The organism is Halpernia frigidisoli, assembly GCF_900113805.1.
GTDB lineage: Bacteria > Bacteroidota > Bacteroidia > Flavobacteriales > Weeksellaceae > Halpernia > Halpernia frigidisoli.
Genome location: NZ_FOQT01000001.1, coordinates 486,417 through 501,454 on the forward strand (window position 1 = coordinate 486,417; position 15,038 = coordinate 501,454).

At 34.9% G+C, this 15,038-nt stretch carries 9 protein-coding genes; 1 reads left to right on the forward strand and 8 read right to left on the reverse strand.

Annotated elements, in window-relative coordinates; genetic code table 11:
* Positions 1–9: 9 nt before the first annotated feature.
* The 7 genes from BM238_RS02370 to ligA form a co-directional block, all read right to left on the reverse strand.
* Positions 10–2,736 carry a M4 family metallopeptidase gene (locus BM238_RS02370; RefSeq protein WP_090078572.1) on the reverse strand — a complete coding sequence of 909 codons (2,727 nt, stop codon included), beginning with the start codon at positions 2,734–2,736 and terminating at the stop codon, positions 10–12.
* Between the two features lie 354 nt (positions 2,737–3,090).
* Positions 3,091–5,226 (reverse strand): S46 family peptidase, encoded by a 2,136-nt coding sequence (locus tag BM238_RS02375; RefSeq protein WP_090078573.1) that lies wholly within the window; start codon positions 5,224–5,226, stop codon positions 3,091–3,093.
* Between the two features lie 439 nt (positions 5,227–5,665).
* Entirely contained in the window at positions 5,666–6,346 is a 681-nt protein-coding gene (locus tag BM238_RS02385; protein WP_090078575.1) for a leucine-rich repeat domain-containing protein, read from the reverse strand.
* Positions 6,347–6,473: 127 nt separating this feature from the next.
* Positions 6,474–8,420, reverse strand: coding sequence for a heavy metal translocating P-type ATPase (locus BM238_RS02390; RefSeq protein ID WP_090078576.1), 1,947 nt, complete (start codon positions 8,418–8,420; stop codon positions 6,474–6,476).
* 42 nt (positions 8,421–8,462) lie between these two features.
* Entirely contained in the window at positions 8,463–8,888 is a 426-nt protein-coding gene (locus BM238_RS02395; protein WP_177205409.1) for a Fur family transcriptional regulator, read from the reverse strand.
* 26 nt (positions 8,889–8,914) lie between these two features.
* A complete protein-coding gene (locus BM238_RS02400) occupies positions 8,915–9,403 on the reverse strand; it encodes a hypothetical protein (protein WP_090078577.1) in 489 nt (162 codons plus the stop codon).
* On the reverse strand, positions 9,400–11,409 hold the full coding sequence (gene ligA, locus BM238_RS02405; protein ID WP_090078578.1) for an NAD-dependent DNA ligase LigA: 2,010 nt from the start codon (positions 11,407–11,409) through the stop codon (positions 9,400–9,402). The genes BM238_RS02400 and ligA overlap by 4 nt, the downstream gene beginning before the upstream one ends.
* A 302-nt stretch (positions 11,410–11,711) precedes the next feature.
* Here ligA and cax point away from each other — a divergent pair, with 302 nt between their 5' ends.
* Positions 11,712–12,776, forward strand: coding sequence for a calcium/proton exchanger (cax, locus tag BM238_RS02410; protein WP_090078579.1), 1,065 nt, complete (start codon positions 11,712–11,714; stop codon positions 12,774–12,776).
* Positions 12,777–12,930: 154 nt separating this feature from the next.
* On the opposite strand, the gene BM238_RS02415 is transcribed toward cax, so the two are convergent.
* Positions 12,931–15,006, reverse strand: a complete 2,076-nt coding sequence (locus tag BM238_RS02415; RefSeq protein ID WP_090078580.1) for an alpha-ketoacid dehydrogenase subunit alpha/beta — start codon at positions 15,004–15,006, stop codon at positions 12,931–12,933.
* Between the last annotated feature and the right edge of the window lie 32 nt (positions 15,007–15,038).

Here is a 15,038-nt window from a genome sequence, read left to right on the forward strand (position 1 = left end):
AAAAATTAATTATTTTTTAATCAATTTATGACTGGACGTTTTTCCACCCTGAGTGATTTTTAAAATATATAAACCAACAGGTAATTTTGCAACATTCACAGTTTTGTCAGTTGCGTTTCCTGCCAACACAGATTGTCCGTTTGCAGAAAATATCTGGTAAGTATAATCACCTTTGATATTTACATTTAAAACATCTTTCACAGGATTTGGATAAATACTTACAGCACTTTCGGTCGTTAATCCGACTAAAGAAGAAACTGTACCAACAGCCTTAATGTTAATTGTATAATCTTCTACCTGACCGTATGAAAATGCCTCACAAGCCGTTGGAACTGCATTGTATTTCATGGAAACTCTCATTCTTGTATTTCCTGTTAAAGCTGTGGACGGAATCGTGATTGATGCTGAAACCGGTGTAGTTTTAGATGCTGCTTTAGTGAAAACTGTTTCGCCTGCATCACTAAAGTCACCATCCTGATTGTAATCAATAAATACTGCATAAGCTTCATTATAAGTTGTAGAAGTCCATTTCGGTGTGATTGTTATTGCGTAAGCACTTCCTTTTGTTGCATCTGTCCAAAGGGTAGTGTAATTTTCATAACCGGATGTTCCTGTGGAAGTATTATTTATAGTTCCGAATGTCACTTTTCCAATTTTTTCGTCTGCTGTAGAGTTGCCTTGAGACGCACAATATGCAACGGCAGTTCCTGCTAAAGTTGTGACAGAAATTGTATTGCTGTTTGCAGAAACGTTTCCTGCAGCGTCCTTCGCTTTTACATAAAAAGTATAAGCTGTAGAAGCAGTTAACCCTGTAACCGACGTCGATGTAGTAGCTGTATTACCAAGGAGAACGCTGTTTCTGTAAACATCATAACTTGAAACTGCGACATTGTCTGTGGAAGCTGTCCAGCTTAAATTCGTTGCCGTGGATGTTGTGCCGGTTGCAGCAAGATTTGAAGGTGCTGAAGGTGCAACTGTATCTGCTGTAGAAGTGGTGTACGCTGTTCCCAAACCAACGGCGTACAAGGCATTTTGAGTTGCAATAGCTTCTGGTGAATCTGCTCCAAAAAGATCTTTAGCAGATTGGATCGCGTAGGTTTTTACATTATCGTAAGTGGAGGTTGCTGAAAGATAAGCCGTCTCCATTCTGTAGATGATTTTGGCAGAATTTACAAATCCAATTCCCGTTACGTTAAAAGCATTTCCTAAATCGTTTGTTCCGATTTTACCTTGTGTTAAAATGTAGAAAAAGTGATTTAAAACACCACTGTTTGTATGAACGCCACACTGGTCATTATTATTGGTTGGCGAACAGGTTGATGTAGCCGCTTGCCAGTAAGTACCTTTATAAGTGTCTGGTTGTTTGCTGTATCCAGAATTAGGATCGCTCATAGAACGAAGATAGCCGGGCGAAACTTTTGTAATATCTTCACCAATTAAAAAGTTTTGTTTTGCTGGCGCGTAGGCATTTTCAACCACTGCTCCCCAAATATCAGAAAGTCCCTCATTGATCGCACCGGATTCTCTTGAGTAAACTAGATTAGCAGTTGCCTGACAAACAGCGTGTCCCAATTCATGCGCCGTAACATCTAAAGAAGTTAGCGTTGAAAACGTAGAAGCGCCGTCGCCGTAGATCATTTCAGAACCCGACCAATATGCATTTTCATAAGCCGAACTATAATGCACATAACTCTTTAAAGCTGCGCCGGCGTTATCATAACTGTTTCTATTAAAATTTGTTTTGAAATAATCATAGGTATTTGTCACACCCCAATGCGCATCCAAAGCCGCATTATCAAAAGCTGCATTATTAAATTCTGCCGCTGTCCAGTTATTATCTGCATCTGTGAAATCAGTTGTTTTTAATACGGTTCCTTTTTTTAGATTATAAGTGAAAATTCCGCTTCCTCGTGATGAGTCCCTTAGTGTATAAGCGCTTCCTACAAGTGTTGTGGAGATTACCTGCGTGCCACTGTATTTTGTTGCGGCGTTACCATTTACCAGAAGATTGGCTTTTAAAAGGCTTTCTTTATTTATCTCTGGTTTTGAGTTTTTAGCTTCGGATTTGCTGTAATATTCATTTTCATGTTTTAGGATAGAATCTGTCATTAAAACTGACCCGTCATTTGCGTCGATAAACACATTTTCCCTGCTCAAAGGTTGCGCTGCATAAATATCAAATTTGTATGCTAAAAGTAATTTATAACTACCGTCATGTTGTTCTACAGGCAAAAGCACCAGCTCCCCTTCAGGTTTTTCATATTTACTTTCTTTCACATAATCTGCGTTTTCCCACATGTAGGATTTCGCGTTTGTGTATTTTAAAGCTGAATTAAAAGCGATTAATTTGCTTAAAGAAGGTGAAGTCTGTACATCATTTATCGAAAAAATATTTCCCGACAGACTTTTCATTTTCCCCATTTCGGAATGAAGCGTATAAACAGCATACTGAACTTTAATTCCGTCATAAAATAACTGAAATTTTTCATCTGTACTTAATTTACCTGTTCCGTCTTCTACTTTAATACTTTTTAAAGTGGCTTTGGCATCGAGGTTTAGACTCTGTTTCAGAATATCAGATGTATTAGCTGATTTTGAGCTTAATCCTGAGGCAAAAGTGATAAGATCCACGCGACCGTTTCCGTCAATATTTTTTTTGCTTACGAGATCCTGAGCCAAAAGTGGATTGGCAAAAAGTAGAGCGAGCGTGCCTACAAAGAATAATTGTTTTTTCATAAAAATTATAAATTTATTAGTTGTTCAAATTTATAATTATTTACTATATAACAACTATAATAACAAAAATATATTTATATGATAAATAAATATTTTTATAATTGAGTAATTAATATGTTATAAGCTTTTATGTTTTAAATAGTTAAATTAAAATATAATGTAATAAATAGCATTTATTTATCAAAATTTTAAATTTAAACAATAAAAATACGCTCATATTTATTGATGTAATAAATTGAAAATAGTGGATTTAGCGGTTTTCGTCTATTATTTAGGTTTGTAAAAGTTAATTATTTAAACAAAAAACGCTTCAAATTTAAATTTGAAGCGCATGTTAAAACTTTGAAGTATTTTTTATTTTACAAGTTTCATTTCATTTAAAAGCCATTTTGCATCCGCATATTTGTCAATAATAAATAAAACATATTTCGTGTCGACCATTATATTTCGGCTAAAACGTGGATCATAATTAATATCGCTCATCGTACCTTCCCATTGTCTGTCGAAGTTTAAACCAATTAAATTTCCATTGGCATCCAATGTCGGACTTCCGGAATTTCCACCAGTTGTGTGGTTTGTTGCTGTAAAATTAACCGGAACATCACCAGTAGCATCTTTATAAACGCCGTAATTTTTAGTGGCATAAAGATCGATCAGTTTTTTTGGTACATCAAATTCGTAATCTCCCGGCACATATTTTTCCATTACACCCGCAAGATGCGTTTGATAACCATAATGCACGGCATCTCTCGGATCCGAACCTTTTACTTGTCCGTAAGCAACGCGCAAAGTTGAATTGGCATCAGGAAAGAATTTTCTGTCCTTATCCGTGGCCATCAGTTGCGCCATATAGTTTTTTTGAAGGGCATTAATTTGACTTTGATAATCGTTAAATTTACCGTCCACTTTTGACATATAATTTTCTTTGATGTCTTTCGCTAACTTATAAAAAGGGTCTTTTTTAATAGTTTCAATAAATTTTGGATTTCCTAGCAAAGCAGCAATATCTTTATCCGCTTTTTTTCCATTTAAATCGCCACGACCGGAGATAAGTGAATTTTTTGACCAATTCTCAACTGTTGAATAATTTTTATTGATATCAGAATACTGATCAAAATTTGCCGGCAAAAACTCAGCGGGCGTTTTTTGCTGATATAAAGCTAAAAGCTGCGCAGTTACTTTTGCATCCAAAGCGCTATCATAATCTTTATAAAAATCAGTGATCGTTTGCGAAAAACGGGTTTCCATTTCCGGCGTCATTTTACCATTTTCTTTGCTTTCTACATAATTGATGTAATAATTGGCAAGTCGCAAAGTTTCCGCATTTCTGATCACTTCGCCATAATAGGCATTATTTAAAGCAAACGGTGCCTGAGAATTATATAAGCTATTAAATTTTGAAATGGTATTTTTAATCTCCGGATTTTTTTGTTCTAAAAGCATCTCGTAATCCTGTTTCTTCTTTACTGCATTAGACTTTTTTAAACCTTCCACTTCGCCGATCCATTTTTTCCAATAGTTGGCAACTGAGGCATACTTTGCGGAATATTTAATACGAGTTTCAGCATCTGAGCGCATTTTTTCATCCAGAGTTTTAAGTGTGATCTCACGTACTTTTATTTTTGCCGGATCAATATCGGTAATTACTTTTTCGATGGCAATTGAAGGTAAATATTCTGTAGTTCTGCCCGGAAATCCAAAAACGAAAGTGAAATCATTTTCCTTTTTATCTCTTAGGGAAATCGGGAGAAAATATTTTGGTTTATATGGAACATTATCCGCGGAATATTCTGCCGGATTATTATTTTTATCTGCGTAAATTCTAAACATAGAAAAATCTCCCGTATGTCTTGGCCAAACCCAATTGTCTGTATCAGAGCCAAATTTCCCAATACTTTGTGGTGGTGCGCCCACTAACCTGATATCTTTAAAAGTTTCTGTCACGAATGCATAATATTTGTTGCCGTCGTACATCGGCTTTACCATTACTTTTTGATACTGATTTGTTTTAAAACCTGCGATCGTTGCTGCAATATTTGTTTTGATCAATGCCGCCATTTCTTTTTCCCCTAAATTTTGGGTATTTGCAAAAACCTGCATTGTAACATCTTTTATATCGGTAATAAAATCTACGGTTACGCCTGGATTTGAAAGTTCACCATTCATATCTTTGGCCCAAAATCCGTTTGACAGCAGATCATTATCAACAGTAGAATGTTCCTGAATTTGCCCAAAACCACAATGGTGATTTGTTAAAAGCAAACCTTGCCCGGAAATAATTTCTGCTGTACAACCGCCATTAAACTGAACCACTGCGTCCTTAATACTCGGTTTGTCCGTTGACCAGATATCTTTTGCGGTAATTTTCATCCCCAAAGATTTCATTTCCTTTTCATTCACCTCGGTCGGAATCCACATTCCACCGTATTGTTGCGCAAACGCGGCTGCAGAATTTAGAAAAACTGCGGCAATTATTATCTGTTTCTTCATATTTAATTTTAAAGCCCTAAAATAGGAAAATTTAAAAGAGTGGAAAAATTGATAAAATGATTATCATATTTGAAATTGAAAATAATTTTTTGGGCGCCTGTATCCGCCTTCCGTTCCCACTTTTTTCAACCTTCGCTTTGCTTCGTCAGAAAAAGAGTTCCACTCAAGTCGGGGCGCAGTTTTCGCAAATAAGTCGCATTTTTAAATGGCTTAGGGATTTTTGGGTATTAGAAAAATTTAGTATTTATTTTAAAGGTGCTAAATTTTCATATTTGTGTGAATAGTGTTTTTTATTATTGAATCCTACAAATTCTAACCCTTCACAATAGGAAAGATTACCATCTAAAATATTAGTATCAACAAATGATAATTTTTTCAAGGTTTTAATGTCTTTTATAACTGATAAACTTTTAATTTCTACTAAATTAGATAATTTTAGTCATTCAATATTTATTAAATTTCCAATAATTTCAATATTATCAATACTTTTGCAACTCTCAAACTCTAAATCTGTAATGGAATCAATTTGTATTTCAATTCCAGAAATATCTTTCAACTTTCTACAATAATTTACTGATAAATTATTAAGTTTTAGATTATTTACGAAATTCAGATTTTCAATATTTCCTTTTACGATAAATAAATCCTTTAAATTTTTCAAATATGAAAAATCAATTTTAGAATTATTATTTAAAGAACCAATCCCCAATTTCTCTAAATTTATTAGATTCCCAATATTGATAAAGTTTTTATTATCGTGTATACTTAACGATCTAAGATTTGGAAAATTATTAAAATCGATAGTACTTTTTTTATTTTCTGATAATACTAATTGTTCTAATGCTTTGAATTGATTAATTATTGAAATGTCCTTAAAATCATTTATTAATTCAATTACTTTTATGTTGCAATCAGGTAATTTTTCTAATAAATCTAAAGTATCTACTTTATAAGCACCATACGTGGAATTAATTTCTATGCCTTGAATATTATTATGCTTTATGTATGCAACACAATCATCAATTTTGCGAGAACTTAAAGCCATCACTTCTATTTGTGGATTAAAAACATTTTTTCTGAATTTAAATCCATCTTTTTCATAACCAAATGGTACGGACATTATATTACGATTTTAATTGTTTCATAAACTTTTCGATAACTATGATTTCTATCTACTAATCGCTTTTCGATTTTTAAAAATTTATTATCAATAAAGATAAATAAATATCACAAATATTTTAAAATATCTAAAACTTCATTTTCTGAATTCTCACCGCATTTAAAATAGCCAAAAGCGCCACTCCAACATCCGCAAAAACCGCTTCCCACATTGTTGCCAAACCGCCAGCGCCTAAAACTAAAACGACGGCTTTCACGCTAAAAGCCAGAATAATATTTTGCCAAACAATTTTTTTGGTTTCTTTCCCTATTTTTATCGCCATCGCAATTTTTGCGGGATTATCATCCTGAATCACAACATCTGCAGTTTCAATGGTAGCATCACTTCCGAGACCGCCCATCGCAATTCCCACATCTGAAAGCGCAACAACCGGCGCGTCATTTACGCCATCGCCAACGAAAGCCACGGTTTCATTTTGTGCCTTAATTTTATTCAATTCCGACACTTTATCTTCGGGCAAAAGACTTCCAAAATAATTTTGAATTCCTAAAGTTTTCGCAACTTTTTCAACAACCGCGGTTTTATCGCCACTCAACATCGTGACTTTTATACCTAATTTTTTTAATGATTCAACAGCAGATTTTGCTTCTTTTTTAATTTCATCAGCGATCGTAATATAACCAACAAACCGATTATCAAAAGCCATTGCAACCACACTTTCCGAAATATCTTCTAAATTTTTGTCGTATTTAATGTTGAACTTTTCCAGCAATTTAAAATTTCCGGCGAAAAATTCTTTGCCTTCAAAGTTCGCTTTTAAACCAAAACCAGGAATTTCTTCAATATCAGAAATATTTTGATCGTGATCTATTTCGCCCACATAATCATGAATCGCCGTCGCAATTGGATGTGTAGATTTACTTTCGACTAAATTTAATTGATCTAAAATATCTTTCTCGTTAAAACCTTGTTCAATTTTAATATCCTGAACTTTAAAAACACCTTCCGTCATCGTGCCGGTTTTGTCCATCACCACATTTTGAATTTTGGCTAAAACATCTAAAAAATTTCCACCTTTAAATAAAATGCCATTTCTGCTCGCCGCACCAATTCCGCCAAAATATCCAAGCGGAATACTGATCACCAAAGCACAAGGACAGGAAATCACCAGAAAAACCAAAGCGCGATAAAGCCAGTTTTTAAACTCATAATCTGCGACAAAAAAGTAGGGTAGGAAAGTAATTGCAATCGCAAGATAAACCACGAACGGCGTATAAATTTTCGCAAATTTCTTGATGAAAAGTTCCGTTGGTGCTTTTTGAGAAGATGCATTTTGAACCATTTCTAGAATTTTAGACAATTTACTGTCGTTGTACTTTTTGGTGATCACAACTTCAGAAACCGAATTAAGATTGATCATTCCCGCATAAACAGCGTCACCTTTTTTCTTTGAATCGGGTTTACTTTCGCCTGTTAAAGCTGCCGTGTTGAAACTAGCTTTTTCCGAAACCAATTCTCCATCCAACGCCAGTTTTTCACCGGGTTTTAATTGAACAAAATGTCCAACTTCTACTTTTTCGGCTTTAATAGTTTTAGGAATTTTATTCTCTAAAATGGTGACTTCATCCGGTCTTTGATCGAGTAAATATTTAATATTTCCTTTTGCCCGACGAACTGCCATAATCTGAAAATTTTCACCAACGCTGTAAAAAAGCATTACCGCAACCCCTTCCGGATATTCGCCAATTGCAAAAGCGCCAATTGCCGCGATCGACATCAGGAAAAATTCGGAGAAAAACTGACCTTTTTTGATACTTTCAAAGGCTTCCTTTAAAACCGGAAAACCAACAGGCAAATAAGCCAAAACATACAGAACAATTCCTTTCCAACCTTGAAACCAATCAGGTTTAATGAAGTAATCTAAAGTTAAACCTATCGCTAAAAGTAAAAATGAAATGATTGCTGGTAAAAACAATTGCAAATTGCTTGCATTTTTATTTCCGTGGGAATGATCGTGATCGTCGTGATTATGGTCGTGGGAAGTTTCTTCTGTGCTGCAGCAGGATTGTGACATTTAATAATTTTTCACAAAACTAACCAAAAAGTGGGTGCAACACTATTGCATTTTTGGCGTGCATTCCTTGCAAATACCATTTGCTACAAATTTTAATTCCTGAATTGTAAAACCTTTTGGAAATTTTAAACCTTCAAAATCAACATCTTCCAAACAGGTTGTTTTTTCACATTGGTTGCAATAAAAATGCAAATGAAAATCGTAATGATTTTCAGCGTCGCACGCATCGTTGCAAAGTAAATATTGAGTCGTATTATTTTCCCTAATGCCATGAATTAAACCTTTTTGCTCAAAAGTTTTAAGTGTTCTGTAAAGTGTACTTCTGTCGGAATTTTCTAAAATAGATTCCAGATCAGCCAGTGAAAAAGCCTTTTTATGTTGCAGAAAAACATCCAAAACGAGTTTTCTCATCGCGGTGATGGCGATGTTTTTTAGTTCTAATTTTTTTTCTACTAATTTGGAATTCATTTGTGTAAAACCTAAATATTACTTTATTAATCAATTTTCAAATCTAATTTCTCAACTACAAAATTGAGTTTGTAAGAGTTCTTGCCAAATTTTTCTGTCTTATATTTTTCTACCGAAACAATTTTAAAAACTAAATATTCTTTGCTGTCTAAATATATTTTAAGTAAATCCTTTTTAACTTTAAATGAGTAAAATTTTGAACTTGTTGATATTGTTGTTGGTTCTGAACAATTTTTAAAATTATTTATTGTGGCAAGATTTGATTTTAAAAAAAATAACACATTTAAATCACATAGAGGAATATTTGAAGTTGTGTAAAATGAAATTGTATCACCTTTTTTCAAGATATTGGGAAACTTACTATAAAATCCATTATCAATTCCCGATTCAGAAAATTTAGAATTTGCTCGTTTGACTGTTTGATGAATTATTTTTCTTAATTGAACATTTAAATTAGTTTGACCAAAAGACAAACAAAAAATAAAAATTAATATAGATGTTAATTTTATTTTCATTTTTGACTAATCAGATCCAAAAATTCCTGTTCATCCAAAATCGTGATTGTTCCCAAATCCTGCGCTTTTTTTAATTTGCTTCCGGCTTTTTCGCCAACCACCAAATAATCTAAATTTTTAGAAACTGCCGAAATATTTTTCCCCGCATTTTTTTCGACCATTTCTTCGGCTGCTTCTCGTGTGAACAATGACAATTTTCCGGTAAATAGAAAAGTTTTTCCTTCTAAAATATTCGAATCAGTTTGGTTGAAATTTTCATCTTTTTCAAGTTTTATGCCGTATTCTTTTAAGCGTTCAACCATTAAAATGTTTTCCGGATTTTTAAAAAATTCGTGAATACTTTCTGCAATTTTAATTCCGATATCTTCTACCTGAACCAATTCTTCTAAACTCGCAGTTCGCAGTTCTTCAATTGTTGAAAAGTTTTTAACCAATTTCTTAGCAACTGTTTCTCCGACGTGTTTTATACCAACTCCAAACAATACTTTTTCAAACGGAATTTCCTTTGATTTCTCAATACTTTCAATAATATTTTGCGCAGATTTCTCCGCCATTCTTTCAAGAGGCAATAATTGTTGTTTGGTCAAAGCATAGAAATCGGCAGGATTTTCCACCAACTTTGCTATATACAATTGCTCAATGGTTTCGCTTCCCAAATTTTCAATATCCAAAGCTTTTCTGGAAACATAATGAATCATCCTTCCAACAACTTGCGGCGGACAATGCAATTCGTTTGGACAAAAATGATTGGCCTGATCTTCGATTTTTACAAGTTCAGTTCCACATTCCGGGCAGTTTTTGATGTATTCAATTTCTTTTGAATCAGGTAATCTTTTGTCTAAATTAATCCCCACAATTTTTGGAATAATTTCGCCACCTTTTTCTACGTAAACGAAATCGTCTTCGTGCAATCCTAATTTTTTAATCTGGTCTTCATTGTGTAAAGTCGCTCTTTTTACGGTTGTTCCGGCTAAAAGAATCGGCTTCAAATTAGCGACCGGCGTTATCGCGCCCGTTCTTCCAACCTGATAAACCACACTTTCTAATTTGGTCTCAACTTTTTCTGCTTTAAATTTATACGCCATCGCCCAACGCGGCGATTTTGCGGTATAACCTAAAGTTTGCTGTTGTTTTATATTGTTGATTTTCAGAACAATTCCGTCAATTTCAAAAGGCAGATCGTGGCGTTTTTTGTCCCAATAATTAATAAAATCTTTTATTTCGTCTAAATTTTTACAAAGTTTTGCCTGACTGGAAATATTAAAACCCCACGTTTTTGCTTTTTGCAACAATTCCCAATGTGTTTCTGCGGGAAATTCTTCCGAAATAAACTGGTATAAAACCGCTGATAATTTTCGTTTTCTAACTTCCGCAGAATCCTGCATTTTTAAACTTCCACTTGCGGTATTTCTCGGATTCATGAAGAGATCTAAACCTTCTTCTTCCCGTTTTTCATTGATTTTATCAAAATCTTTTCGCGTCAAATAAATTTCGCCGCGCATAAAAAAACGCTCGGGGAAATCACCGTTTAAGGTCAATGGAATATTGGAAATAGTTCTGACGTTATTAGAAATTTCATCGCCCTGAAAACCATCTCCTCGAGTTATTGCTTGAACCATTTTTCCATTTTCGTAAAGAATTGAAATCGATGCGCCATCGTATTTTAATTCAGCGACAAATTCTACTTCATCTTTACCAAAAGTTTTCTCAATACGTTTTTCCCAATCTTCGAGATCGTCAAAATCATAAGAATTGTCTAAAGAATACATTCTAAACTGATGTGGAATAGTCGGGAAGTTTTTCGTAATTCCGCCACCAACGCGTAAAGTAGGCGAGTTTGCGTCAAAAAATTCAGGATTTTCAGTTTCAAGTTTGATAAGTTCCTGAAGTTTTAAATCAAATTCAAAATCTGAAATTAAAGATTCATCATTTTGATAATAGGCATTATTGTATTGATGGAGTTCCTTCCGAAGACTTTCGATTTTTTCTTTAATTTCCTGTGACATTTTTCTTTTGTGGTTTGATACAAAAATAAGTATTTGGATTTTTAAAACCACATAAGGGACAAAAGATTTTGCTATTTAAAAGTAAAATAATAGATCGCAAAAGGAAGAATAATTGTCAAATTTTTGAAGGTTATGATTGACACGAAACTTTTGCAGCCCGGCTTGAGTGGAAATCCTTTTTTTTGCTTTTGAAAAAAAAGATTGGGAACGGAAGACGGATAAAGCTGCCCAAAAAATAATAATAATATTTATTTTTAATAATTAATTTACAAAAAATCATAAATTTGAAGCAGAATAAAATTATGAATAAAAAAGATATTTTTTTAATTATCGCAGCGGTTTCAGTTGCCGCTGTGACTGGTTTTGCGACACGTTTTGATATAAATTCAGTATTGCTTTTTGTGCTTGCTGCTGCATCGTTGGTAATGGTCGCGATGATCGTTGGGAAGGCAACGGAACAGTTGGGGAGCAGGATGGGACCGGCTGCAACAGGCGTTTTGCAATCGGCGTTGGGGAATTTACCAGAACTTTTTGTGTGTATTTTTGCTTTAAGAGCTGGCTTGGATACGGTCGTAAAATCGGCTTTAATTGGTTCGATTTTGGGAAATTCAGTTTTGGTTTTTGGAATGGCGATTTTATTTGGCGGCTTAAAAAATGGAAGACAATATTTTCATTCAGAAGCGCCAAAAATGAATTCCGTGTTAATGATTTTGGCTTTCGCAGCAATGGCAGTCCCGACTTTAACGCATTATTTGCACACTCCGGCGGAAAGTCATATCAATATGCTGGATATTTTAGTGGCGGCAGTTTTAATTATTTTATTTATCTGCAGTTTGATTTTTTCGATAAAAGGTGATCGATCGATTGTCGGGGAAGAACCTGAAGATGAAGGCCCGGAAGAAAAAAGCTGGTCTTTAACTTTGACTTTAATCGTTCTTGCAGGTTCAGGTTTGGGTGCAGCTTTTGTCTCAGAATGGTTTGTTGATGCGCTAAAACCTGCTATGACAACACTTGGGATAAACGATGTATTTGCTGGATTAATTGTAGTTGCAATTGCTGGAAATGCTATAGAAAATTTAGTGGGAATTCAGTTGGCTCTAAAAAATAAAGCCGATTATGCGGTGAGTGTGATCATGAATTCTTCGCTGCAAATTGCACTTTTTCTTTATCCTTTATTAATTATATTATCTTTCTTTTTGGGAGGCGCGGTTTTGTCTTTTGTGTTGAGTCCGCTGCTTTTGGCTGCTTTTGCGCTCGCTGTAATTGTCAGTGCGTTCATCGTTTTTGACGGCGAAAGTATCTGGCTGGAAGGTGTCGCGCTGATCGGACTTTATATTATTATTGCGGCGGCTTTTTGGTGGGGATAGGTTTTTACCACAAAGTTTTTTACCACAAAGTCACAAAGATTTTTTAAAACTGCTGATCACAGAGGACACAAAGTTTTTTGCTTAATAAATTTTTAAAAATTATTCTTAACAAATCTTTGTGCTAATCTTTGTGACTTGTGGTTTATTGTATTTTTCAGTAAGCCAAAATTTCAGAAATTTTCACCGACACTTTTTCCGCATTCGGAAGCATTTCTTTTTCTAAAATCAAATTAATAGGAACCGCAGGTATATTTAGAGAACCTAAAGTTTCAACCGGCGCATCTAAAAATTTAAAACATTCTTTGGAAATTCTTGAAGCAAAGGCTTCTGCAAAAGAGTTTTGCAAAGGTTCTTCCGTTAAAACCAAACATTTTCCGTGGGTTTTTACACTTTCAAAAACCAGACTTTCATCTAAAGGAATTAACGTTCGCAGATCGATGATTTCTACCTTTCCTTTAAAGTTTTTTGCCGCTGCTTTTGCCCAATGAACGCCCATTCCATAAGTGATAATGACCATTGAACGACCTTCATCGATTTCAGTTTGATCGGCTTCCAAAATTTTGTCGGCTTTTCCAAAAGGTAAAATATAATCTTCCGCCGGTTCGATGGTTTTTGCATCTTCCGTTCCCGGAACTTTTGACCAATATAAACCTTTGTGTTCAAGCATAATTACTGGATTTGGATCGTAAAACGCGGCTTTTAAAAGGCCTTTAAAATCTGCTGCATTCGAAGGATATGCGATTTTTATGCCTTTGATATTACACAAAATACTTTCCACACTTCCGCTGTGATACGGTCCGCCACCGCCATAAGCGCCAATCGGAACGCGAATAATATTACTCACTGGAAATTTCCCCATACTTAAATAGGAGGATTTTGAAATTTCGGTGATCAATTGATTCAAACCGGGATAAAGATAATCGGCAAACTGAACTTCCACAATTGGTTTTAAACCAACCGCGCTCATTCCAACCGTAGAACCAATGATATACGCTTCTTGAATCGCGGTATTGAAAACACGTTTATTGCCAAATTTCTTACCTAAAGTTACGGTTTCACGGAAAACGCCGCCAATTCTTTCTCCCACATCCTGTCCGTAAAGTAAGGCTTCCGGATGCTTGTACATAATTTCCTGAATAGCGTGAATGGCCGCATCAACCATGACGATTTTTTCTTTTGTATCTGTCGGAACTCGGGTTCCGGTTTCCTCTAAAATTGGTGTTGGAACAAAAACAAAATCTTCAACGGTTTCTGTTTTTGGATCTTCTGCAGCAACGGCTTTTTCAAAATCTTTTTCTACAATTTTCCTGGCTTCGACTTCAATTTCATTTAAATGATTTTCCTCAAAACCTTCATTAAGCAAATAATTTTTTAAAATTAGGCCCGGATCTTCACTTCTGTGTTTTTCCAGATCTGCTTCATCCCGGTAAAATTCACGTCGAACACCCGAAGTGTGATGACCAATTAAAACCGTTCTGGCGCAAACTAATAAAGGTTTTTGCTCCGAGCGTACGAAATCAAAAGCCTGTTTCATTTGGGTAAAACTTTCCACGAAATCAGTGCCGTTAAATTTCATTCTTTCTAAACCGACAAATCCTGCGGCGAAATCGTAAGCGTCTGAAGTTCTGGCTTCTTCTTTTTTAACGGAAATTCCCCATTCATTGTCTTGAACTAAAAAAATAATGGGCAATTGATGCAAAGCCGCAAATTGAAAGGCTTCCGAAACTTCGCCTTCCGTAATCGAATTATCGCCCAAACTGCAGACCACGACTGGGTTTTCATCAAATTGTTTTAAATTAAATTCTTGTATATATTTTAAACCTTGCGCAACGCCGGTTGTCGGAATTGCCTGCATTCCTGTCGCGGAACTTTGGTGAATTATTTTAGGTAAATTTTCGTCTAAACTTGAAGGATGGGAATAGTAAGAACGCCCACCGGAAAAGGGATCTTCGGCTTTTGCTAGCAATTGTAACATCAATTGATACGGTGTAAAACCCATTCCCAAAAGCATCGCTTCATCGCGGTAATAAGGCGAAACCCAATCGTCTTTTTTTAGTTGATACGCCGTTGCCAATTGTACGGCTTCATGACCTCGGGACGTAGAATGTACATATTTTGTAATTCCCCGGTTTTCCTCATAAATATCTGCGGTGGCTTTTGCGATCATCATGTGATGAAATGCTTTGAGCAAAATGTCTTTTGAAACGATGTTTTCTTTCGTAAATTCCATAGGAACCAAAGTTAATGAAAGTTTTGGAAATT